Annotated in this window: 20 protein-coding genes; 7 read left to right on the top strand and 13 right to left on the bottom strand. The window is 68.5% G+C overall.

All coding sequences use genetic code 11. The features are described from left to right. From serA to ACFU5V_RS19090, 4 genes are all read right to left on the bottom strand, one after another. A complete protein-coding gene (gene serA, locus ACFU5V_RS19105; protein WP_378441154.1) occupies positions 1–1,596 on the bottom strand; it encodes a phosphoglycerate dehydrogenase in 1,596 nt (531 codons plus the stop codon). Between the two features lie 223 nt (positions 1,597–1,819). Then, the gene (gene ilvC / locus ACFU5V_RS19100; RefSeq protein WP_378441160.1) at positions 1,820–2,821 is read right to left on the bottom strand and encodes a ketol-acid reductoisomerase; all 1,002 of its coding nucleotides are present in this window, start codon (positions 2,819–2,821) and stop codon (positions 1,820–1,822) included. 49 nt (positions 2,822–2,870) lie between these two features. Beyond that, positions 2,871–3,374, bottom strand: coding sequence for an acetolactate synthase small subunit (gene ilvN, locus ACFU5V_RS19095; protein WP_015890233.1), 504 nt, complete (start codon positions 3,372–3,374; stop codon positions 2,871–2,873). Further along, positions 3,371–5,314: an acetolactate synthase large subunit gene (locus ACFU5V_RS19090; protein WP_378441156.1), complete on the bottom strand. Its 1,944-nt coding sequence runs from the start codon at positions 5,312–5,314 to the stop codon at positions 3,371–3,373. The genes ilvN and ACFU5V_RS19090 overlap by 4 nt, the downstream gene beginning before the upstream one ends. Positions 5,315–5,581: 267 nt before the next feature. On the opposite strand from ACFU5V_RS19090, the gene ACFU5V_RS19085 reads away from it, so the two are divergent. From ACFU5V_RS19085 to ACFU5V_RS19075, 3 genes are all read left to right on the top strand, one after another. Continuing rightward, positions 5,582–6,079, top strand: coding sequence for a PH domain-containing protein (locus ACFU5V_RS19085; protein WP_378701501.1), 498 nt, complete (start codon positions 5,582–5,584; stop codon positions 6,077–6,079). A 52-nt stretch (positions 6,080–6,131) separates the two neighbouring features. Further along, a complete protein-coding gene (gene ilvD, locus ACFU5V_RS19080; protein WP_378701228.1) occupies positions 6,132–7,976 on the top strand; it encodes a dihydroxy-acid dehydratase in 1,845 nt (614 codons plus the stop codon). A gap of 322 nt (positions 7,977–8,298) precedes the next feature. Further along, positions 8,299–9,840: an amino acid permease gene (locus tag ACFU5V_RS19075; RefSeq protein WP_378701226.1), complete on the top strand. Its 1,542-nt coding sequence runs from the start codon at positions 8,299–8,301 to the stop codon at positions 9,838–9,840. A gap of 83 nt (positions 9,841–9,923) precedes the next feature. On the opposite strand, the gene ACFU5V_RS19070 is transcribed toward ACFU5V_RS19075, so the two are convergent. Then, a complete protein-coding gene (locus ACFU5V_RS19070) occupies positions 9,924–10,790 on the bottom strand; it encodes a DoxX family protein (RefSeq protein WP_378701499.1) in 867 nt (288 codons plus the stop codon). 98 nt (positions 10,791–10,888) lie between these two features. On the opposite strand from ACFU5V_RS19070, the gene ACFU5V_RS19065 reads away from it, so the two are divergent. Next, entirely contained in the window at positions 10,889–12,037 is a 1,149-nt protein-coding gene (locus ACFU5V_RS19065; RefSeq protein ID WP_378701223.1) for a PQQ-dependent sugar dehydrogenase, read from the top strand. Between the two features lie 90 nt (positions 12,038–12,127). On the opposite strand, the gene gatB is transcribed toward ACFU5V_RS19065, so the two are convergent. The 4 genes from gatB to ACFU5V_RS19045 form a co-directional block, all read right to left on the bottom strand. Continuing rightward, on the bottom strand, positions 12,128–13,642 hold the full coding sequence (gene gatB, locus ACFU5V_RS19060; protein ID WP_378701222.1) for an Asp-tRNA(Asn)/Glu-tRNA(Gln) amidotransferase subunit GatB: 1,515 nt from the start codon (positions 13,640–13,642) through the stop codon (positions 12,128–12,130). Positions 13,643–13,684: 42 nt separating this feature from the next. Further along, positions 13,685–14,716 carry an ATP-dependent 6-phosphofructokinase gene (locus ACFU5V_RS19055; RefSeq protein WP_378436369.1) on the bottom strand — a complete coding sequence of 344 codons (1,032 nt, stop codon included), beginning with the start codon at positions 14,714–14,716 and terminating at the stop codon, positions 13,685–13,687. A gap of 95 nt (positions 14,717–14,811) precedes the next feature. Beyond that, the gene (locus tag ACFU5V_RS19050; protein ID WP_015890224.1) at positions 14,812–15,474 is read right to left on the bottom strand and encodes a response regulator transcription factor; all 663 of its coding nucleotides are present in this window, start codon (positions 15,472–15,474) and stop codon (positions 14,812–14,814) included. A gap of 9 nt (positions 15,475–15,483) precedes the next feature. Beyond that, positions 15,484–16,680, bottom strand: coding sequence for a sensor histidine kinase (locus tag ACFU5V_RS19045; RefSeq protein ID WP_378436366.1), 1,197 nt, complete (start codon positions 16,678–16,680; stop codon positions 15,484–15,486). A 139-nt stretch (positions 16,681–16,819) separates the two neighbouring features. Here ACFU5V_RS19045 and ACFU5V_RS19040 point away from each other — a divergent pair, with 139 nt between their 5' ends. Next, on the top strand, positions 16,820–17,461 hold the full coding sequence (locus ACFU5V_RS19040; RefSeq protein WP_378701220.1) for a hypothetical protein: 642 nt from the start codon (positions 16,820–16,822) through the stop codon (positions 17,459–17,461). Continuing rightward, on the top strand, positions 17,458–18,909 hold the full coding sequence (locus ACFU5V_RS19035) for an alpha/beta-hydrolase family protein (RefSeq protein ID WP_378701218.1): 1,452 nt from the start codon (positions 17,458–17,460) through the stop codon (positions 18,907–18,909). The genes ACFU5V_RS19040 and ACFU5V_RS19035 overlap by 4 nt, the downstream gene beginning before the upstream one ends. On the opposite strand, the gene gatA is transcribed toward ACFU5V_RS19035, so the two are convergent. From gatA to ACFU5V_RS19020, 3 genes are all read right to left on the bottom strand, one after another. Continuing rightward, positions 18,906–20,387 carry an Asp-tRNA(Asn)/Glu-tRNA(Gln) amidotransferase subunit GatA gene (gene gatA, locus ACFU5V_RS19030; protein ID WP_378701216.1) on the bottom strand — a complete coding sequence of 494 codons (1,482 nt, stop codon included), beginning with the start codon at positions 20,385–20,387 and terminating at the stop codon, positions 18,906–18,908. The two genes, ACFU5V_RS19035 and gatA, sit on opposite strands and share 4 nt — an antisense overlap. After that, positions 20,384–20,683 carry an Asp-tRNA(Asn)/Glu-tRNA(Gln) amidotransferase subunit GatC gene (gene gatC, locus ACFU5V_RS19025; protein WP_378436358.1) on the bottom strand — a complete coding sequence of 100 codons (300 nt, stop codon included), beginning with the start codon at positions 20,681–20,683 and terminating at the stop codon, positions 20,384–20,386. The genes gatA and gatC overlap by 4 nt, the downstream gene beginning before the upstream one ends. Before the next feature lie 75 nt (positions 20,684–20,758). After that, complete coding sequence (locus tag ACFU5V_RS19020) at positions 20,759–20,908, bottom strand: hypothetical protein (protein ID WP_378701214.1); 150 nt, start codon at positions 20,906–20,908, stop codon at positions 20,759–20,761. Positions 20,909–21,112: 204 nt separating this feature from the next. On the opposite strand from ACFU5V_RS19020, the gene ACFU5V_RS19015 reads away from it, so the two are divergent. Then, positions 21,113–21,763, top strand: coding sequence for an amino acid-binding protein (locus ACFU5V_RS19015; RefSeq protein WP_025432327.1), 651 nt, complete (start codon positions 21,113–21,115; stop codon positions 21,761–21,763). A gap of 40 nt (positions 21,764–21,803) precedes the next feature. Here ACFU5V_RS19015 and ACFU5V_RS19010 read toward each other — a convergent pair whose 3' ends face one another. Continuing rightward, complete coding sequence (locus tag ACFU5V_RS19010) at positions 21,804–22,292, bottom strand: GNAT family N-acetyltransferase (RefSeq protein ID WP_378436354.1); 489 nt, start codon at positions 22,290–22,292, stop codon at positions 21,804–21,806. Between the last annotated feature and the right edge of the window lie 35 nt (positions 22,293–22,327).

Genomic DNA, 22,327 nt, shown 5'->3' with positions numbered 1-22,327 from the left:
TTAGGCCAGGTTGACGAGCTCGATCTTGGTGGCGCCGACGGCGGTGGAGATCGCGTCCCGCACGTCGCTCGGCACCTCCTGGTCGACGCGGAGGAGGATGGTCGCACCCTCGCCCTCGGCGTCCTGGCTGAGCTGCGCGGCCTGGATGTCGATGCCGGCATTGCCGAGCTGCGTGCCGATCTTGCCCAGCGCACCGGGCTGATCGGTGTAGTTGACCAGCAGGTTGAGACCCTCGGCGCGCAATTCGAAGTTGCGGCCGTTGATGTTGACGATCTTCTCGACCTGCTGCGGGCCGGTCAGCGTGCCCGAGACGTTGAGGACGCTGCCGTCGCCGAACACGGCGCGCAGGTCCACGACGCTGCGGTGGTTGGGGCTTTCGGCCGCCTTGGTGACCTCCGCCGTGACACCGCGCTCCTCCGCGAGGGCGGGGGCGTTGACGAACGTGACCGCGTCCTCGATGACGGCGGAGAACACGCCGCGCAGAGCCGAGAGCGCGAGCACCTCGACGTCCTCGGAGGCGAGCTCGCCGCGCACGTCGACGGACAGGCTGACGGGCAGTTCGCCCGACAGGGCGCCGAGAAGCACACCCTGCTTGCGGACGATTTCGAGCCACGGGGCAACTTCCTCGCCCACGGCGCCACCGGACACGTTGACGGCATCCGGGACGAAATCGCCTGCGAGAGCGAGCAGTACGGACTTCGCGACGTCCGTGCCCGCGCGGTCCTGGGCCTCGCTTGTCGACGCGCCGAGGTGCGGCGTCACGACGACCTCGGGCAGGTCGAACAGCGGGCTGTCGGTGCACGGCTCGGTCTCGAACACGTCGAGGCCCGCGGCGCGCACGTGACCCGACTTGATGGCCTCGGCCAGCGCGGCCTCGTCGATCAGGCCGCCGCGGGCGGCGTTGACGATGACGACGCCCTTCTTCGTCTTCGCCAGGTTCTCCGTGCCGAGCAGCCCCTTGGTCTCGGGGGTCTTGGGGAGGTGCACGGAGATGAGGTCGGCGCGCTTCAGCAGTTCGTCGAGGGTGACGAGTTCGATGCCGAGCTGCGCGGCGCGCGCGGCCGACACGTAGGGGTCGTACGCGATGACGTGGGTCTCGAACGCGGCGAGGCGCTGCGCGAACAGCTGTCCGATGCGGCCGAGGCCGACGACGCCGACGGTCTTGCCGAAGATCTCGACGCCGTTGAACTTGCTGCGCTTCCACTCGCGGTCGCGCAGGGTGGCGTCGGCGGCGGGGATCTGGCGGGCGGTGGCGAGCATCAGCGCGACGGCGTGCTCGGCGGCTGTGTGGATGTTGGACGTCGGGGCGTTGACGACCATGACACCGCGCTCGGTGGCGGCGGGCACGTCGACGTTGTCGAGGCCGACGCCGGCGCGGGCGACGATCTTGAGCTTGGTACCGGCCGCCAGGACCTCGGCGTCGACGGTGGTGGCGGAACGGACGAGGATCGCGTCGGCCTCGGGCACCGCCGCGAGCAGGGCCGGGCGATCAGGTCCGTCGACCCATCGCACCTCCACACCGTCGCCCAATGCCTCGACGGTGGACGGCGCGAGCTTGTCGGCGATCAGAACTACAGGACGGCCTGGCTGGCTCACGTGCAAACTCCCTGAATAGGTGGGTGTGGGGGTGTTTTAACCACACACAGCTTAGTCCGCCCTCACAGGGAAACCGCATCCTGGTCCGCGATACCACATAGTGGACGCCTGCAACAACGGAAACGGGCACGAAACAACACCGGCCCGATGCCGTTGCGGGACCTCCGACGAGGCCGACGCGACATCGGGCCGGTGTTGCGGTGGAACTGTAAAGCGGTGAAACCTAAGCGGTTTCGGTGATCGGCCGATCGACCCAGCTCATCAGGTCGCGCAGCTTCTTGCCGGTGACCTCGATGGGGTGCTCGGCGTTGGCCTTGCGCAGGCCCTCGAGCTCGGTGTTGCCGTTCTCGACGTTGGCGACGAGACGGCGGGTGAACTCACCCGACTGGATGTCGGCGAGGATCGCCTTCATGCGCTCCTTGGTGCCGGCGTCGATGACTCGCGGGCCGGACAGGTAGCCGCCGAACTCCGCGGTGTCGGACACCGAGTAGTTCATGCGGGCGATGCCACCCTCGTACATGAGGTCGACGATGAGCTTGAGCTCGTGCAGCACCTCGAAGTACGCCATCTCGGGCGCGTAGCCGGCCTCGACCATGACCTCGAAACCGGTCTTGACCAGTTCCTCGGTGCCACCGCACAGCACGGCCTGCTCGCCGAAGAGGTCCGTCTCGGTCTCTTCCTTGAACGTGGTCTTGATGACGCCGGCGCGGGCGCCACCGATGGCCTTGGCGTAGGACAGCGCGAGAGCCTGGCCCTCACCCGTCGGGTCCTGGTCGATCGCGATGAGCGCGGGAACACCCTTGCCGTCGACGAACTGACGACGCACCAGGTGGCCCGGGCCCTTGGGGGCGACCATGCCGACCGTGACGCCTGCCGGAGCCTCGATCAGCTTGAAGTGGATGTTGAGGCCGTGTCCGAAGAACAGCGCGTCGCCGTCCTTCAGGTTCGGCTCGATGTCCTCCTTGAAGATCGACGCCTGCGCGGTGTCGGGTGCGAGCACCATGATCACGTCGGCCCACTCCGAGACCTCGGCGGGGGTACCGACGGTCAGGCCCTGCTCCTCGGCCTTCGCGCGGGACTTCGAGCCTTCCTTGAGACCGATACGCACATCGACGCCCGAGTCGCGCAGGCTCAGCGAGTGCGCGTGGCCCTGGCTTCCGTAACCGATCACAGCGACCTTACGGCCCTGGATGATCGACAGATCGGCATCGTCGTCGTAGAACATCTCGACTGCCACAGTTCAACCTCTTTCTTGGATTTGCGTATCTAAAGTACTAGCGAGTGGCCGTGATGGACTTCGGCCCCCGTCCCACGGCCACGACCCCGGACTGCACGATCTCCCGAATGCCGTACGGATCGAGCATCCGCAGCAGCGCATCCAGCTTGGATCGCGTTCCAGTCGCCTCGATCGTGACCGACTCCGGGGAGACGTCGATCACCTTGGCGCGGAACAGATTCACCGTCTCGATCACCTGCGTGCGCACGCTGGCGTCGGCTCGCACCTTGATCAGCACCAGCTCGCGGGCGACGGAGGCCTCACCGTCCTGCTCGACGATCTTGATGACGTTCACGAGCTTGTTCAGCTGCTTGGTCACCTGCTCGAGCGGGAACTCGTCGACGGTCACGACGATGGTCATGCGTGAGATCTCGGGAAGCTCGGTGCCACCGACGGCGAGCGATTCGATGTTGAACCCACGACGGGAGAACAGCGCGGCCACCCTGGCCAGCACGCCCGGCTTGTCCTCGACGAGAACACTGAGGGTGTGGCTGGTGCTCACTGATCTTCCTCCCCGGCCGCTGCGGCAGTGCCCGAACGCTGCTCGCGCTCCATGGCCTCGTGAATGACGGCCGGCTCGGCGGCCGCCTCGTCGTCGTCGAACAGCGGACGGATGCCCCGCGCCGCCATGATCTCGTCGTTGCTCGTGCCCGCCGCGACCATCGGCCACACCTGGGCGTCGGCGCCGACGATGAAATCGATCACCACCGGCTTGTCGTTGATGGCCTGTGCCTCACGGATCGCCGCCTCGACGTCCTCTTCGCGCTCGACGCGAATCCCGTGGCAGCCCAACGCCTCCGCGAGCTTGACGAAGTCGGGGATCCGGACGGCGCCGTGCGTGCCGAGGTTGGTGTTGGAGTACCGCTCGTCGTAGAACAGCGTCTGCCACTGGCGCACCATGCCGAGGTTGCCGTTGTTGATGAGCGCGACCTTGATCGGGATGCCCTCGAGCGCACAGGTGGCGAGTTCCTGATTGGTCATCTGGAAGCAGCCGTCACCGTCGATGGCCCACACCTCGGTGTCGGGCATGCCCATCTTGGCACCCATCGCGGCGGGCACGGCGTACCCCATCGTGCCGAGACCACCGGAGTTCAGCCAGGTGCGTGGCTTCTCGTAGTTGACGAACTGCGCGGCCCACATCTGGTGCTGGCCGACGCCGGCGCAGTAGATCGCGTCGGGACCGGCGAGCTTGCCGACCGACTGGATCACGTATTCCGGGGACAGCGCGCCGTCGGAGGGACGGTCGTAGCTGAGCGGGTACGTGCGGCGGATCCCGTCGAGGTACGCCCACCACTCGGTGAGGTCCAGCGTGGTTCCGGTGGCCAGGTCGGCCTTGATCGCCTCGATCAGCTCGACGATGACCTCTTTGCAGTCGCCCACGATCGGGACGTCCGCGTACCGGTTCTTCCCGATCTCCGCCGGGTCGATGTCGGCATGGATGACCTTGGCGTCGGGGGCGAACGAATCGAGCTGACCGGTGACCCGGTCGTCGAAGCGCGCGCCCAGCGTGATCATCAGGTCGCTGCGCTGCAGAGCCGCCACCGCCGCGACCGTGCCGTGCATGCCGGGCATGCCGCAGTTCAGCGTGTGGCTGTCCGGGAACGCGCCGCGCGCCATGAGGGTGGTGACCACCGGAATCCCGGTGAGCTCGGCCAGTTCGAGCAGCTCCGGAGACGCCTCGGCCTTGACCACGCCACCACCGACGTACAGCACCGGATGCTTCGCGTCGGCGATCAGGCGAGCGGCCTCGCGGACCTGCTTGCCGTGCGGCTTCGTGACGGGACGGTATCCGGGCAGCCGCATCTCCGGCGGCCACGAGAACGTGGTCTGCGCCTGGAGGACGTCCTTCGGGATGTCGACGAGCACCGCGCCGGGACGGCCGCTGGAGGCGAGGTAGAAGGCCTCCGCGATGATCCGGGGGATGTCGACGCCGTCGGTGATGAGGAAGTTGTGCTTGGTGATGGGCATCGTGATGCCGGAGATGTCGGCTTCCTGGAACGCATCCGTGCCGATGAGCCCGCGGCCGACCTGGCCGGTGATGGCCACGACCGGAACGGAGTCCATCTGCGCGTCGGCGAGCGGCGTCACGAGGTTGGTCGCGCCGGGACCGGACGTCGCCATGCAGACGCCGACCTTGCCGGTCGCCTGGGCGTACCCGGTGGCGGCGTGACCTGCACCCTGCTCGTGACGGACGAGCACGTGCCGGACCTTCTTCGAGTCGAAGAGCGGGTCGTAGACAGGCAGAACGGCACCACCCGGAATGCCGAATACCGTGTCGACCTCGAGCTCCTCGAGGGCTCGGACCACGGACTGGGCGCCACTGACCCGCTCGGGGGCGAGTTGGCGGCGGCTACCGGTCTGAGTCGCGGCGGCCGCGGTCGTCGGGCTTGCTGCCCCCGACTTGCGCGGCGTGGGTTGAGGCCGTGCGGTTGGTGCGCTCACTGGGAAATCCTCTGATTCTGGCTCCGGGCAACAAAAAACCCCCGTCAGCTGATGCTGTACGAGGGTGGCGCGTCGTTATCTGGCGAGTTGAAGAAATCGACTCAGGCGACGACGCGCCGGCCGATTACGAGCAACTCATTCTGTTTCACGCGCTCGACGGTAGGCGCGCTAATGGTGAACAGTCAACTTGGTGAGTCGGCCGTCCCAGAATATGAGATACGTCGGCTGCGGTGCGAAGATGTAGAGGTGTCAACTCCGCAGCAGCCCGTGCCACCAGAATCATCATCCCACACGACGAAGCCGCCCAAGCAGGTCATCCGGATTTCTCCCCTGGCCTATCTGGGATGCGCCTTCCTCCTGTTCGCCGTGTCGTTCCCGATCTTCGGCTGGCCCGCCGCCTTCGGCTGGCTCGTGATCGCCCCGATCCTCGCGGTGGCCTGGGTCGCGAGGGTGCGCACCACGGTCACCCCCGACGGAATCGAGGTGCGCCGGCTGTTCGGCGGACGGTCCCTCGCATGGTCCGAGATCACCGGATTCCGCTTCCCCAAGCGCGGCTGGGCCCGGGCGACACTGGCCGACGGCGGCGAGGTCACCCTTCCCGTCGTCACGTTCGACCGACTCCCGGACATCGCCGAAGCAAGCGGCGGCCGGATCACCGACCCCTACGCGGCATCGGCCGCGGCCGAGGAAGCGGCCCGGCACGCCGACGCCGAATCGAACGGCGGGCAACCGGCGAAGAACCGGCCGGACACAGACGGGGAATAGTGCGCGAGTAGCGTTTGTCAGTACTTCCGTACGCTGACTAAGGAATACGCTCATGCCCCCGCTGAGGTCCCGAACCACCACCGCAGGACGAAATGCCGCAGGCGCCCGCGCACTGTGGCGCGCCACCGGAATGACCGACTCCGACTTCGGGAAGCCGATCGTCGCGATCGCCAACTCGTACACGCAGTTCGTTCCCGGGCACGTCCACCTCAAGAACGTCGGCGACATCGTCGCCGACGCCGTCCGCGCCGCCGGTGGTGTACCTCGCGAATTCCACACGATCGCCGTCGACGACGGCATCGCGATGGGACACGGCGGCATGCTGTATTCCCTTCCCAGCCGGGAGATCATCGCCGACTCCGTCGAGTACATGGTCAACGCGCACACCGCCGACGCACTCGTGTGCATCTCCAACTGCGACAAGATCACCCCCGGAATGCTCAATGCCGCACTGCGTTTGAACGTTCCCACCGTGTTCGTCTCGGGCGGTCCGATGGAAGCGGGCAAGGCCGTCGTGGTGAACGGTGTCGCCCAGGCACCGACCGACCTCATCACGGCGATCTCGGCGAGCGCCAACGACGCCGTCGACGAGGAGGGGCTGGCCGAGGTCGAGCGCAGCGCGTGCCCGACGTGCGGGTCGTGCTCGGGCATGTTCACCGCGAATTCGATGAACTGCCTCACCGAGGCACTCGGCCTGGCGTTGCCGGGCAACGGTTCCACACTCGCCACCCACGAGGCCCGGCGCGCGCTGTTCACCCGCGCCGGAACCACCGTCGTCGAGGCCGCGCTGCGGTACTACCGGGACGAGGACGACTCCGTCCTCCCCCGCAACATCGCGACACCCGCCGCGTTCCGCAACGCGATGGCACTGGACGTCGCGATGGGCGGTTCCACCAACACGGTGCTGCACACCCTCGCGGCCGCGCAGGAGGGCGAGGTCTACGACTTCGACCTCGACAAGATCGACGAGATCAGTCGCAAGGTGCCGTGCCTGTCGAAGGTCTCACCCAATTCGGACTACCACATGGAGGACGTGCACCGGGCCGGCGGAATCCCCGCGATCCTCGGCGAACTCCGCCGCGCGGGACTGCTCGAGAGCGACGTCTCCACCGTGCACACGAAGAGCTTCGACGAGTGGCTCGACACGTGGGACATCCGGTCCGGCAAGGCATCCGACGAGGCCGTCGAACTGTTCCACGCGGCGCCCGGCGGTGTCCGCACCACCGAGCCGTTCTCGACGAACAACCGCTGGTCGTCGCTCGACACGGACGCCGCGAACGGCTGCATCCGCGATTTCGAGCACAAGCACACGGTCGAGGGCGGCCTGGCCGTGCTGCGCGGCAACATCGCCGTCGACGGCGCGGTCATCAAGACGGCAGGCATCGACGAAGACCTGTTCCACTTCCAGGGACCCGCGCGCGTCGTGGAGTCGCAGGAAGAGGCGGTGTCGGTGATCCTCGGCAAGAAGATCCAGCCCGGTGAGGTCCTCGTCGTCCGCTACGAGGGCCCTGCGGGCGGCCCGGGCATGCAGGAGATGCTGCACCCCACCGCATTCCTCAAGGGCTCCGGCCTCGGCAAGAAGTGCGCGCTGATCACCGACGGCCGCTTCTCCGGCGGCTCCTCGGGACTGTCCATCGGCCACATCTCCCCCGAAGCCGCCAGCGGCGGCGCCATCGGCCTCGTGGAGGACGGCGACCAGATCCTCATCGACATCGCGACCCGCACCCTGAGGCTCCTCGTCGACGACGCGGTGCTCGCCGAGCGCCGGGCGAAGATGGAGTCGTCCGAGCGTCCGTGGCAGCCGGTGAACCGCGAACGGACCGTCACCACGGCCCTGCGCGCGTACGCCGCGCTGGCGACGTCCGCCGACAAGGGCGCGGTCCGTCAGGTCCCCTGACCCCACGCACCGACAGCTCCGGCCACACACGAAGCCGGGTGCCGCAGCAGGTTTCCTGCCGCGGCACCCGGCTTCGGTCGTCGGTGCGACCGCGAGTTCCGCCTCGGATGTGACCGCGCTCACGGGTGATCAACTCGCTCAAACGGCAACTCCCCAGAACAGGTTCTACTGATCGATGTGATCAGTTGAGCCCACGCTTCTTGCACACGGCGCTCAGTAGTGGTTCCCTCAGTTGGCCGTTGAGACCTACATCACAATCGGCAGCACCACCGGAACATCTCCGGCCCACGAGGCCATCGGGAACACAACCTAGGAGCGACACATGCCAGGAGTCGGCATTTGGCGAACGAAATCCGTTGAGCAATCGATAGCGGACACCGACGAACCCGACACCCGGCTGCGGAGGGAACTCACCGCGAAGGACCTCACCGTCTTCGGTGTCGCCGTCGTGATCGGCGCCGGCATCTTCACGCTCACCGCCCGGACCGCAGGCAACGTCGCCGGGCCGTCCATCTCGCTCGCCTTCGTCCTCGCCGCCATCGCGTGCGGCCTGGCCGCCCTCTGCTACGCCGAGTTCGCCTCCACCGTGCCCGTCGCGGGCAGCGCGTACACGTTCTCCTACGCCACCTTCGGCGAGTTCGTCGCCTGGATCATCGGCTGGGACCTCATCCTCGAATTCGCCCTCGCGGCGGCCGTCGTCTCCAAGGGCTGGTCGCTGTACCTGGGCAACGTCCTCGGATTCAGCGGATCCACCACCGCCCACCTCGGGCCCGTCGACTTCGACTGGGGCTCGCTGATCATCGTCGGCGGCATCACCCTCGTGCTCGCGATCGGGACCAAGGTGTCCTCACGCGTGTCCGCCGTGATCACGGCCATCAAGATCGCCGTCGTCCTCCTCGTCATCACCGTCGGCGTCTTCTACATCAAGAAGGAGAACTACGCCCCCTACATCCCGCCGGCCGAGGGCAACGAAAGCACCGCACAGGGTGTGCACCAGAGCCTCTTCTCCTTCCTCTCCGGAGCGGACGGCAGCAGCTACGGCTGGTACGGCCTCCTCGCCGCCGCGAGCCTCGTGTTCTTCGCGTTCATCGGATTCGACGTCGTCGCCACCACCGCCGAGGAGACCAAGGACCCGCAGAAGGCGCTCCCCCGCGGCATTCTCGGCTCCCTCGCCATCGTCACCGTGCTCTACGTCGCGGTCACCCTCGTACTCACCGGCATGGTCAAGTACACCGACCTCAAGACCGGCAGCCCGCTCGTCGGCGACAGCAGCGCCACCCTGGCGACCGCCTTCGAGGCACACGGCATCACCTGGGCGCAGACCGCCATCAACTTCGGCGGACTCGCAGGCCTGACCACCGTCGTGATGGTGATGATGCTCGGCCAGACCCGCGTCCTGTTCGCCATGTCCCGCGACGGACTCGTCCCCCGCGGACTCGCCAAGACCGGCAAGAAGGGCACCCCGGTCCGCATCACGCTGTTCGTCGGCGCCGTCGTCGCCGTGCTCGCCGCCTTCTTCCCGATGGGCACCCTCGAGGAAATGGTGAACATCGGCACCCTCTTCGCGTTCGTGCTCGTCTGCATCGGCGTGATCATCCTGCGCCGCACCCGCCCCGACCTGCCCCGCGGATTCCGCGTTCCGCTGGTCCCGCTCGTCCCCATCCTCGCCGTCCTGGCCTGCGGATGGCTCATGCTGAACCTGTCCGTCGAGACCTGGCTCCGATTCCTCGTCTGGATGGCCCTCGGAGTCGTCGTCTACCTCGCCTACGGCCGCCGCAAGTCCGTCCTCGGGCAGAAGCTCGCCGCCCAGGCCCAGGCCGCCCCGCCGGAGGAGGAGAACATCCCGGAACTCGTCCAGCGCTGACCCTCGGCAGGCACCGATCCGGCAAAAACGACTGCGCCGCACTCCCGATCGGGGTGCGGCGCAGTCGTGGTTCAGGGAAACGATCAGATGAGCGGGTTGGCGCCGTTGAGGAAGATCCAGATACACACACCGGCGGCGACGCCCAGGATCAGTGCGGCGAACGAACCGATGAACGGCCGCGTGGCCCAGCCGCGGCGGCCGTCGAGCGAGATCCGGCCCGGCCCGGTGAGAATGATCACGCCCGCGCACACACCGAGCAGCGTCTCGTACTCGGTGCCCGAGGGCGCGAAGTACTCGAGTCCCGGCTCCGCGATCTGCCGGAACGCCCACGCATTGATCATCACCGCCAGCACCGAGGCGGCGGCCAACGGAGTGACGAGACCGAGAATCAGCAGCGCACCGCCCGCGACCTCACCGATGGCACCGAGGATCGCGAGCAGTTTCGCCTGCTGGAAGCCCGAATTCACGAGCACCTCCTCGAAACCGTCGAGGCCCGGCCCGTTCCACATTCCGGTCAGCTTCTGCAGACCGTGCACCAGCGCCGTGCCACCGACCGCGAGTCGCAGTGCCAGCAGTCCGAGATCCAGGGTGCCGCGGCCGATCTTCACGTCCCCCTCGCCGAGCCGGTCGGTCGAGGAGTCACCTGCCGTGGCCCCGAGGGACGCACCGGAGGTCGCGCCGATCACTTGCGTCGGCTGGTCCGACCCGTCGGACACCGACTGCCGGTACGCGGGGATCTGCTCGGTGGGCAGACCGGCGCCGCGCGCATCGCCGTAATCGAGTTCGTCGTCGGTGTGCGGCAGACCCTGTCCCGCGGAACCGGATGTCGGCGTGGCCGACGGAAACCGCTCGGTGGGAAGGTCGTAAGGGCTCGAGACCCCGCCGTAGCCGGGTGAGGCGCCTTGCTGCGCGGCACCGTCGTCCGACGACTCGCTGGGGTCTTTCCGCATGTCAGTCACACCGTCAAGCCTAGGTCGATCCGCCGGACAACGCTGGTAGGCGGAACCGGCGTGGCGGCGACCTCGCACTCTTCCGTAACGTCTCCATCATGATGGTGGGTGGGCGGCGCCGCACGGCGTCCCGCAAGATGGCGATGTCCGCACTCTGCGTGACGGCGGTCCTCGCCGCCGGGTGCGCGAAATTCGACGACTCCGCGTCCTCCCCCTTCACACCCGAGCCGACGGGGGCGTCGGGCGCGGAGGTGGAGCCGGAGAACCCGCCGCCGTCCACCACGACCACCCCGCCGCCGAGCGGGCCGCTGGGACCGTGCCAGGATCCGGATCCCAGTGTCATCGCGACCTGTCTCGACACCACCGGCGGACTCGTCGTCCTCCCCGACGGGGCCACCGCTCTGGTCGCGGAACGCCGGACCGGACGCATCCTGCAGGTCGCTCAGGGGCAGACTCCCAAGGAGATCGCGCGCGTCGACGTCGACGGCAGCACGGACGGCGGCCTCCTCGACATCGCGCTGTCCCCGAGTTTCGTCGAGGACAACCTCATCTACGCCTACGTCACCACCCCGGCGGACAACCGGGTGGTGCGGATCGCACCGGGAGACTCCGCCAAGGAGGTTCTCGGTGGGATCCCCCGCGGTGACACGGGCAATGCGGGTTCGCTCGAATTCTCGGGCGACGAACTGATGGTCCTGACCGGCAACGCGAACAACCCGGCGGCTGCCGCCGATCCGGCGTCGCTGGCCGGGAAACTGCTGAAGGTCACCGCGCTGTCGCCCGCACCGACGCCGGCCCAGCCCCGGCCGCAGGTGGTGCTGTCGGGCATCGGGACCGCGGGCGGGGTCTGCGTCGACCCTGGTGTGGCCGTGTGGGTCACCGACCGCACCCCGCTGGAGGATCGGCTGCTCCGGGTCAGCGCGGACGGAGCGGTGTCGTCTCCGGTGTGGACGTGGCCGGAGCGGCCCGGCGTCGGCGGCTGCGTCGCCGCCGGTGATGTCGTGGCGGTGTCACTGAGCACCGCGAAGGCCATGTCGGCGCTCGCCGCCGACCCCGGCACGGGCGCCGTCACCACCGCACCGGGTGTCATCGTCCAGGACCGGTACGGCCAACTCGGTGGCGCCGCACTCGGTCCCGACGGGCTCATCTGGGTGAGCACCGTCAACAAGACCTCCGGTCAGCCCGGACCCAACGACGACCGCGTCATCAAGATGCCCCTGCCCTCCGGTGGCGGCGGATTCGACTGACGGCCGCGCCCCGGCGCCGCGTCCCCCTCGCAACGAACGGGACGCTCGTTCGGTTGATCCGAACGAGCGTCCCGTTGGTGCAGAAGGGGATCAGCCGCCGCAGGCCTCGATGACCAGCTCCTTGACGCGGGCCGGATCGGCCTGACCGCGAGTGGCCTTCATCACGTCGCCGACGATCTTGCCCGCAGCCGCGACCTTGCCACCGCGAATCTTCTCGGCGATGTCGGGGTTCGCGGCCAGGGCCTCGTCGACGGCGGCCTTCAGCTTCGTGTCGTCGCGTTCGACGACGAGCTCGGGATGATCCGCGACGACCTGTTCGGGGTCGCCCTCACCGGCGAGAACGTGGTCGACCACCTGGCGGGCCACCTTGTTGTTCAGCTTCCCGCTGTCGATCAGCGCGACCACCTGCGCGACCTGAGCCGGCGTGATCGGCAGCTCACCGAGTTCCACCCCGCGGGTGTTCGCCTGCTGCGCCAGGTACGACACCCACCAGGACCGCGCGGCCTCCGGCGGCGCACCGGCCTCGACGGTCGCGATGACGAGGTCGAGGGCGTTCGCGTTGACCAGGTCACGCATGACCTCGTCGGAGACACCCCAGTCGGCCTGGATCCGGGCGCGGCGGACCCACGGCAGCTCGGGCAGGGTGCCCCGCAGTTCCTCGACCCACTCGGCGCTGGGCGCGACCGGCTCCAGGTCGGGCTCCGGGAAGTATCGGTAGTCCTCGGCGGTTTCCTTGCGGCGGCCCGGCGACGTGGTGCCGTCCGATTCCTGGAAGTGCCGGGTCTCCTGGATCACCTCGCCGCCGGCCTCGAGCACCGCGGCCTGGCGGCGCATCTCGTACCGGACCGCGACCTCGACGCTCTTGAGGGAGTTGACGTTCTTCGTCTCGGTGCGGGTGCCGAGTTCGGTCGCCCCGATCGGCATCAGCGACGCGTTGGCGTCGCACCGCATCGAACCCTGGTCCATGCGGACGTCCGACACGTTCAGCGACTTCAGCAGGTCGCGGAGCGCGGTGACGTACGCGCGGGCCACCTCGGGGGCGCGGGCACCGGCGCCGCTGATCGTCTTGGTGACGATCTCGACCAGTGGGACCCCGGCGCGGTTGTAGTCGAGCAACGAGTGGCTGGCACCGTGGATGCGACCGGTCGCACCGCCGACGTGCAGCGACTTTCCGGTGTCCTCCTCCATGTGCGCGCGCTCGATCTCGACGCGCCACGTGGTGCCGTCGTCGAGGACGACGTCGAGGTAGCCGTCGGTGGCGATCGGCTCGTCGTACTGGGAGATCTGGTAGTTCTTCGGCTGGTCCGGGTAGAAGTAGTTCTTCCGCGCGAACCGGCCCCACGGTGTGATGGAACAGTTCAGTGCGAGCCCGATCCGGATCGCGGATTCCACCGCCGCCTCGTTGACGACGGGCAGCGACCCGGGCAGACCGAGGCACACCGGGCAGACCTGCGTGTTCGGCTCGGCGCCGAACTCGGTGGGGCACGGGCAGAACATCTTCGTGTCGGTGCCGAGCTCGACGTGCACCTCCATGCCGAGAACAGGCTCGTACTTCGCGAGCACGTCGTCGTAGTCGAGGAGGTCCGGAGTGTCGACAGCAGTCATGCCACAGAGTTTATGCGTCCGGCGGTTCGCCGGAAAACGCGGTCAGCCGAAAAATGCGGCCGCCTCGTCGTACCGCTCCCGCGGCACCGTCTTGAGGCGCCGGGTGGCCTCCTCGAGGGGCACGAGGTCGATCGACGTGCCGTGCAGCGCGACCATGTTGCCGAAGTCGCCGCGGTGGACGGCGTCGGTGGCGTGCACCCCGAAGCGGGTGGCGAGCACCCGGTCGTACGGCGTCGGGGTGCCGCCCCGCTGCACGTGCCCGAGCACCGTCGTCCGCACCTCCTTGCCGATGCGCCGGACGATCTCGTCGCCGAGCTGCTGTGCGACCCCGGTGAACCGTTTGTGACCGAACTCGTCGATGCCGCCCTCACGCAGACTCATCGACTCCGGAGTCGGAGTGGCGCCTTCCGCGACGACGCAGATGAAATGCGAATCACCGCGCTGGAAACGCTTCTTCACGAGGGAGCAGACTTCGCCGACGTCGAACGGGACCTCGGGAACGAGAGTGAGATGCGCGCCCGTCGCGAGCCCGGAGTGCAACGCGATCCAGCCCGCATGCCTGCCCATCACCTCGACGAGCATCACCCGCTGGTGGGACTCGGCGGTGGTGTGCAGGCGGTCGATCGCATCGGTCGCGATGGACAGCGCAGTGTCGAAACCGAACGTCACGTCGGTGCAGTCGATGTCGTTGTCGATCGTCTTCGGAACCCCGATCACGGGCACCCCGCTCTCGGCGAGCCAGCTCGCGGCCGTGAGCGTGCCCTCCCCACCGATCGGGATGAGCGCGTCGATCCCGTTGTCGTCGAGCGTCTGCCGGATCTGGTCGAGTCCGGCCTTCAACTTGTCGGGGTTGACCCGCGCGGTGCCGAGGATGGTGCCGCCCCGGGTGAGGATCCGGTCGATCCGGTCGTCGTTGGACAGCACGACCTTGCGATCTTCGAGCAGGCCACGCCAGCCGTCACGAAATCCCACCACCGAGCTGCCGTATCGGCCTGCGGCGGTCCGCACCACCGCCCTGATCACCGCATTCAGTCCGGGGCAGTCGCCGCCTCCGGTGAGCATTCCGATCCGCATCCAAGCACCCCTCGTCGTCTCGTGTGGTGATGGTGGTTCTCATACACATCTTGCCGCTCGAACCGTGTTCGAGCACCTCGGATCGGTGTGTTCACTCAGCCGGGTGTGACGAGACCGCTCTCGTAGGCCAGGACGACTGCCTGTGCGCGGTCGCGCAGATCCAACTTCGACAGCACCTTCCCGACGTGTGTCTTGACGGTCTGCTCGGCGACGAACAGGCGTTCCGCGATCTCGGTGTTGGACATACCCCGGGCGATGAGTTCGAGCACCTCGCGCTCGCGGGGCGTCAGCGCCGAGAGCGCGGCCGGTTTACGGCGGGCGGTGCTGCGGCGGCTGGTGACGTCGGCGATGAGACGCCGGGTGACGGTCGGCGCGAGGAGCGCCTCGCCGTCGGCGACCACCCGCACCGCGCGGATGAGTTCCTCCGCGGGCGCGTCCTTGAGCATGAAGCCGCTGGCCCCGATGCTCAGCGCCTCGTACACGTAGTCGTCCACGTCGAACGTCGTGAGCATGAGTACCCGCACCGGCGGATCGAATCCCGCAGACAGGATGACGCGGGCGGCGTCCAGTCCGTTCATCTCCGGCATGCGCACGTCCATCAGCACCACATCGGGTCGCAGGCGCTTGACCTCGCTCACCGCTACCGCCCCGTCCGGGGCGTCACCGATGACGCTGATGTCGGGCTGGGACGCGAGCAGGGCTCCGAAACCCTGCCGGACCATAGCCTGGTCGTCGGCGATGAATACGGTGATGGCCACGCCGCCAGCCTAGGCGGAGGCGACCGGGAACTCGGCGTGGACCTCGAATCCGCCGTTGTCGTGGAGGTGGGTGGTGAGTACGCCGCCGACCGCCTGCGCCCGCTCGCGCATCCCGATGATGCCGTTGCCACCCGTCGACTCGTGCCTGGTCAGGGTCGAGACGAGGCTCCGCCGCGGCGGGCCGTTGACGATCGACACGGACGCGATCGGCGTCTCGTACGCGATCGTCACCTCGACCGCGGCGCCCGCCGCGTGGCGGGCGGTGTTGGCGAGGGATTCCTGCAGGATGCGGTACATCACCAACCCGACCGATTCCGACACGAGCCGCGGGTCGCCGTCGGTGTGCCAGGAGACGGGGATTCCTGCCCTGCGGCTGCCCTCGAGCAGCTCACTGATCTGCTGGACCCCGGGCTGGGGCGCGTGCTCGGCCACCTGGCCGTCGCTGCGGAGCACACCCAGGAGTCCGCGCACCTCGTTCAGTGCGGCGCGGCCTGCGGCTCCGATCGATTCGAATTCGGCCCGCGTCTCGTCCGACATGCCCGCGATGCGGTAGGGCGCGCTCTGCGCCTGCACCACGACCATCGACATGTGATGTGCGACGACGTCGTGCAGGTCCCGCGCGATGCGCGCCTTCTCCTCGAGGATCGTCCTGCGCGTGCGCTCGAGTTCGCTCAGCTCCTCCTGCTGCGCGAGTTGCCGCCGCGACAGCACCAGCCACCGGATCAGCAGGCCGAACACGACGATGGCGGTCAGTCCCACGGCCCACCCGCGACCGTTGGTGCCCGGGGTGTCGGCGAGGAACAGGAGAACGGTGGAGATCCACGCCACACCCACGACCGGGATGGCGGCCCGCATGCTGACCGCGGCCAGGAGGGCGAGCATCACGAGGATGTGGACCACCTGCCAGGGGTAGTCGTATCCGTCCTGCAGCGCGAAGACGCGCGGAATCACCAGTGCCGAGATCGCGGAGACGGCCCAGGCCAGCGCGGGGTTCGACCGGATGAGCAGGAACGGGAACGTCGCGAGCGCCGCCACGAACGGTTGGATGGGAGGACTGACCTGGTGAGTCAGCTGAAGGGTCGGCCACGCCACGGCGAACAGGATCGCCGTCACCACGACGATTGCCACGTTCAGCCACTGACCTTCGGCGGCTCTCCGGATGCGCGTCTTCGTCTTCACACCCTCGACACTAGAAACACAGGTCACGGCCTGTCCTCATACCCCGGACTCACGTCGACGTAGTACCGGAGTATGAGATCGGGGCCCCCTCCCCCCACGAGGCCAGTGATCGAACCGGACCCGGGAGTGATGTGGCTGCGCAACACGAATTCATAACGTCGTCGTCATGCGAACGACGGGGACACGGAGAACGACTTGGGCCGCGGTGGCGTGCGCGGCCACCGCGCTACTGACCACGACAGGATTCGCCGGCACCGGTGCGGCGAGCACGCCCCGGCACGAGAACGCCGCCGCCTCCGCTGCGGTACACACCCTCACCACACCGGCGACGCTCACCGAGGACTCCGTTCCCGACGACTTCGCATCGGTGATGGGGTACACACCGGTGCGGATCGACGGCATGCTCGCCAATCCCGGCGGCGACTGCTCCTCCCCCGTCCCGCTGCCGCTCGAGTTCGACACCGCGTGCAAGGCCCACGACCTCGGCTACGACCTCCTGCGGTACGCGTCGCGGTCCGGCGAGGATCTCGGCCCCTGGGCCCGGCAGGCGCTCGACGCGCAGCTGGATCAGCGGATGCACACCGCGTGTGACTCCCGTCTCGACGAGCAGGCGCGGGCGCAGTGCTTCGTGATGGCCAACATCGCGACCACCGCGGTCACCGGAAACAGCTGGCGTCAAGGCTATTCGACGCCGGTCACCGAAGCCGGGCTCCCGTACGCGCTGGCCGGCGCCGCCGGCGCCGCACTGCTCGCAGGCGCGGCCTGGTCGATTCGCCGCCGCCCGCGTTCGGTCGGGGCGATCGCATGACCACCGCGGCTCTGTCCGGTCCCGGACGGAGCCCGGCGCACTCCCGCTCGCGTACCGCGCCGAATGCCCTGCGCCGCACCCTGACCACGACGATTCCGCTCTCCGCCCTCCCCCGCGCCTCCTCGACGATCGCCGTCACCACCGCGACGTTTGCGTCGCTCGCTCCCTCGCTGCTTCCCCGCAGTGCGCTGACGCAGGCCCTGTTCACCGGATTCCTCGCCGCAGTCGGTTTCGGGATCGCCGTCCTCGTCCGTCTGCTCCGGCGACTCGTCACCCGCACGCACCCGCATGGCGCCCCGCGGGAGTCGGTGCGTCTGCTGGTCCTGATCGGCGCCATGATCGTGGTGACGTGGGCGATCGTCCTCGCCGACCACTGGCAGGATTCGCTGCGCGCCGCGATGGGCATGCCGGGCATCGGACCGGACCACTGGATGCAGGCGATCATCGGGGCGGCGCTGACGTTCCTGCTGTTCGCCGGCATCGGCAGCGTCGTCGCCGCGGTCGCCCGTCGTCTCGGCTGGATCGGCAGCGCCACCACCGCGGTCGTTCTCGCGACCGGGCTGCAACTGGTCGCCGGACCCGCGCTGTGGGGGATGATGTCCCGCTCCTACAGCGACTCCAACGCGCTCGTCGACGTGTCCCTGCACCGGCCGGTGTCGGCCGAATCGTCCGGCGGCCCGGACTCCGCGATCAGCTGGGAATCGCTCGGGCGCCAGGGACGGCGATTCGTGGCGGCGGGCGAGCAGTCGGCCGCCATCCGCACCTACGTGGGAATGGATTCGGCACCGGACGTCGAATCACGTGCGGCGCTGGCGGTCTCGGAGCTCGAGCGGGCGGGCGGATTCACCCGGTCCGCCGTCGTCGTCACAGTGCCCACCGGATCGGGGTGGATCGACGAGAACGCGGCCGAAGGATTCGAGGAACGCTTCGCCGACGACGTCGCGATCGTCGGCATGCAGTACTCGTACCTGCCGAGCTGGATCACCTTCGTGTTCGGACGTTCCGCCGCAGACCATTCGGCGGCAGCATTGTTCGACGCCGTCGCCGAGCGGATCGCCGACCTACCCGACGTCCTGCGGCCCGCACTGTACGTCTACGGCCAGAGCCTCGGATCCGTCGGCGGCAGTGCCATTTTCGACGACGCCGACCAACTCCGCGAGCGAGTCTGCGGCGCATTGTGGGCGGGCCCGCCCGCCGGTTCCGTGCTGACGGACGGCGCGACGGTGCTGGCGAACACGTCCGACCCGGTGGTGTGGTGGTCGCCCGACCTGATCCTGCACCGACCCGACCTCTCGCTCGCAGTACGTGATGCGCCGGTCCCCCGATGGATTCCGGGCATCACGTTCCTGCAGACGAGTGTCGACCTGGTGTCCGCGCTGAACTTCGCGTCCGGGCACGGACACCGCTACGGCAGTGAGCAGGGCACCGCCCTGCCCGACTGCCCCTAGCTCGGCGAGCCGATCGGACCGCGCGCGGCCTCGTACGCGGCACCGACCCGGTACAGCCGCTCGTCGGCCAGCGCGGGAGCCATGATCTGCAGTCCCACCGGCAGACCGTCGTCCGCGGACAGCCCCGACGGAACCGACATCGCGCAGTGCCCGGCCAGGTTGGTGGGCAGCGTGCACAGGTCCGACAGGTACATCGCGAGCGGGTCGCCGACCTTCTCGCCCAGCTTCCACGGCGTGAACGGACTGGTGGGCGACACCAGGACGTCCACCTTCTCGTACGCCTTGTCGAAGTCCCGGGCGATGAGCGTCCGCACCTTCAGCGCCTGACCGTAGTAGGCGTCGTAGTAGCCGGACGACAGCGCGTAGGTGCCGATCATGATGCGACGCTTGACCTCCGGGCCGAAGCCGGCGGCACGCGTCGCGGCCATCACCTGGTCGGCGCTCATGTCGCCCTCGTCGATGCGCAGCCCGTACCGCATGGCGTCGAAACGCGCGAGGTTCGACGACACCTCACTCGGCAGGATCAGGTAGTACGACGCGAGCGCGTACTCGAAGTTGGGGCACGACACCTCGACGACCTCGGCACCGAGTTCGGTGAGTTGCGCGACGGCGGCGTCGAACGAGGAGATGACCCCGGGCTGGTAGCTGTCGGAGTGCAGTTCCTTGACCACACCGACCTTCACGCCCTTCAGGTTGCCGCCGGCGCCCTCCCGCGCAGCCGCCACCACCGGACGCACGGGCGCGTCGATCGATGTGGAGTCACGCGGATCGTGCCCGGCGATGACCTCGTGCAGCAGCGCGGTGTCGAGCACCGTGCGGCCGCACGGACCGCCCTGGTCGAGCGAGGACGCGCAGGCGACGAGACCGAACCGGGACACCGTGCCGTATGTCGGCTTGGTGCCGACCGTCGCCGTGACGGCGGCGGGCTGGCGGATCGAGCCACCGGTGTCGGTGCCGATCGCGAGCGGGGCCTGCCGGGACGCGAGGGCCGCGGCGCTGCCGCCGCCGGAGCCGCCCGGGATGCGGGTGGTGTCCCACGGGTTGCGGGTGGGGCCGTAGGCGGAGTTCTCGGTGGACGATCCCATCGCGAACTCGTCGAGGTTGGTCTTTCCCAGGATCGGGATGCCGGCCTCGCGCAGCTTCTTCGTGAGCGTCGCGTCGTACGGCGCGACCCAGCCTTCGAGGATCTTCGACGCGCACGTGGTGGGCATGTCGGTGGTGGTGAAGATGTCCTTCAGCGCCAACGGAACTCCCGCGAGCGGGGAGGCGGGAGCATCACCTGCGGCGAGGCTGCTGTCGACCTCTTTCGCCGACACGAGGGCCTGCTCGCCCGCCACGTGCAGGAAGGCGTTCAGTTCACCGTCGACAGCGGCGATGCGGTCCAGATGCGCCTGGGTGACCTCGACGGACGACACCTCACGGCTGTGAATCTTCGACGCGAGGTCTGCGGCGTCGAGAGTGGTCAGATCGGCGCTCATTCGCCCTCTCCAAGAATCTGCGGGACGGCGAAACGATCCTGCTCGACGGCCGGCGCGCCGGACAGCGCCTGCCCGGGCGTCAGGCCGGGAACGATCACGTCGGGACGGGTCACGTTGGTGACGGCGTTCGGGTTCGCCATCGGCGGAACATCCTCGGCGGGCACCTCGGTGACCACCTTCACGTGGCTGAGAATCGAGTCCAGCTGACCGGCGAACTCGTCGAGCTCGGCATCGGTCAGGGCGAGTCGAGACAGCCGCGCGAGGTGCGCGACCTCGTCACGGGAGATGGCAGGCACCGCGGGGCCCCTTTCGGTTCGGACGTACACATTCGGACGTACACAAGTGGGTCCCAGCCTAGAGCAGTGGTCGGATCAGCCGTGCAGCCAGCGCCCGCCGAGGAACCCCGGGAACGTGCCCGCCATCGCCATCCCCGCGTCCGTCCAGCGCAGGAATTCCTGTTCCCGGCCCGCCGCCACCCGCCTCGAGGCGGACGTCGTCACTCCCGTTGCCGTGGTGTTCATGCACCCATGTTTGGGCTGTCGTGTTTCGCGCACGAGGCGAATCCGTATCGGCGATGTCACGAATCGAGCACGACCTGCGAGTCCCCGTCCCGACCCGGGCGAAGCCGCAGGGGGGACCGCATACTCGGGAACGAAAGTGCAAGGATGGTGAGCGACGGGGGTCGCAGGTACTCCCGCGTCTATCTCGTGGTGAAAGGGACGCACGTGTCGTATCTGCTTCGCGTCCAGCTCCCCGACCGTCCCGGTAGCCTCGGCTCTCTCGCCGTCGCCCTGGGCTCGGTGGGTGCTGACATTCTGTCGCTCGACGTGGTGGAACGGGGTGCCGGATTCGCCATCGACGACCTCGTGGTCGATGTCGAGCCGGGATCGCTCCCCGACACCCTCATCACGGCCGCCGAGAACCTGCCCGGCGTCACCGTCGACTCCATCCGGCCGTACGCCGGAATCCTCGACACCCACCGCGAGCTCGAGCTCATCGACCAGGTCGCCACCGCCGCGGACGATCGGCTGCAGGTCCTCGTCGACGGCGCACCGCGGGTGCTCCGGGTCGGCTGGTCCGTGGTCGCAGATCTCGGCCCACACGGCGCATACCGGGTGGTCGGCAGCTCGGGAGCGCCCGAGACGCACGCCACCGAGATTCCGTGGATGCCGCTGGAGAAGCCCACGGCGCTGGACGGCGAGGGCGACTGGGTGCCGCAGGTGTGGCGCGACATGAACACCACCCTCGCCGCGGCTCCCCTCGGAACCACAGGCCGGGTGCTGATGCTCGGCCGACCGGGCGGCCCGGAGTTCCGGCCGTCCGAGATCGCCCGGCTGGGCTACCTCGCCGGCATCATCGCGACCGTGCTGAGCTGACCTTCCGCCCCGGGCCGGAAGGTCCGGGGCCGTGGTCGTCTCAGACGAGTTCGCGGACCAGGACGGTGAGCTCGACACCCGGGACGGGCGCCCAATTACGTTCGGGCACAGGAACGAATCCGTTGCGGTCGTAGATGCGGCGGGCGTCTTCCATGTCGGGCTGCGTCGACATCACCACCGCGCGATCGCCGCGGTCGTAGGCCGTGTCGAGCACGTGCCGCACGAGCGCCGACCCGACGCCGGTGCCGCGGGCGTCGGGTGACACGGCAAGCATCCGGAATTCGAGTTCCCCCGGCTGCGCGACGTCCGCGTACGGGGACGCCGGTTCCGCGATCGTGACGGAACCCACGACCCGGCCCTCCATCACCGCCACCCGGACCTCCGCCTTGTCCGCCCGCTCAGCGGTGTCGCGCAACCGGTTCGTGTACGGATCGTGTGCCTCGACGTGTCCGCCGCCCACGTAGGCGATCACCGTGAGGTCGCTGACGGCCTCGTACTCGTCCGGCGTCGCATTCCGAATCTCGATCATGTCCAGAACTATGACAGGACACCTCACGCCGCCCA

The organism is Rhodococcus sp. NPDC057529 (assembly GCF_042802055.1).
In the GTDB taxonomy this organism is placed as follows: domain Bacteria; phylum Actinomycetota; class Actinomycetes; order Mycobacteriales; family Mycobacteriaceae; genus Rhodococcus_F.
Note: the sequence above shows the minus strand (reverse complement) of the source record. Positions and strands in the feature narration are given on the sequence as shown.

Excerpts from the sequence above, each read along its gene's own strand:
- ACFU5V_RS19070 (WP_378701499.1), bottom strand. The coding sequence starts at position 10,790 with ATGCGGAAAGACCCCAGCGAGTCGTCGGACGACGGTGCCGCGCAGCAA.
- ilvD (WP_378701228.1), top strand. The coding sequence starts at position 6,132 with ATGCCCCCGCTGAGGTCCCGAACCACCACCGCAGGACGAAATGCCGCA.
- gatB (WP_378701222.1), bottom strand. The coding sequence starts at position 13,642 with ATGACTGCTGTCGACACTCCGGACCTCCTCGACTACGACGACGTGCTC.
- gatA (WP_378701216.1), bottom strand. The coding sequence starts at position 20,387 with ATGAGCGCCGATCTGACCACTCTCGACGCCGCAGACCTCGCGTCGAAG.
- ACFU5V_RS19075 (WP_378701226.1), top strand. The coding sequence starts at position 8,299 with ATGCCAGGAGTCGGCATTTGGCGAACGAAATCCGTTGAGCAATCGATA.
- ACFU5V_RS19055 (WP_378436369.1), bottom strand. The coding sequence starts at position 14,716 with ATGCGGATCGGAATGCTCACCGGAGGCGGCGACTGCCCCGGACTGAAT.
- ACFU5V_RS19035 (WP_378701218.1), top strand. The coding sequence starts at position 17,458 with ATGACCACCGCGGCTCTGTCCGGTCCCGGACGGAGCCCGGCGCACTCC.
- ACFU5V_RS19040 (WP_378701220.1), top strand. The coding sequence starts at position 16,820 with ATGCGAACGACGGGGACACGGAGAACGACTTGGGCCGCGGTGGCGTGC.
- ilvC (WP_378441160.1), bottom strand. The coding sequence starts at position 2,821 with ATGTTCTACGACGACGATGCCGATCTGTCGATCATCCAGGGCCGTAAG.
- ACFU5V_RS19065 (WP_378701223.1), top strand. The coding sequence starts at position 10,889 with ATGATGGTGGGTGGGCGGCGCCGCACGGCGTCCCGCAAGATGGCGATG.
- ACFU5V_RS19010 (WP_378436354.1), bottom strand. The coding sequence starts at position 22,292 with ATGATCGAGATTCGGAATGCGACGCCGGACGAGTACGAGGCCGTCAGC.
- ACFU5V_RS19020 (WP_378701214.1), bottom strand. The coding sequence starts at position 20,908 with ATGAACACCACGGCAACGGGAGTGACGACGTCCGCCTCGAGGCGGGTG.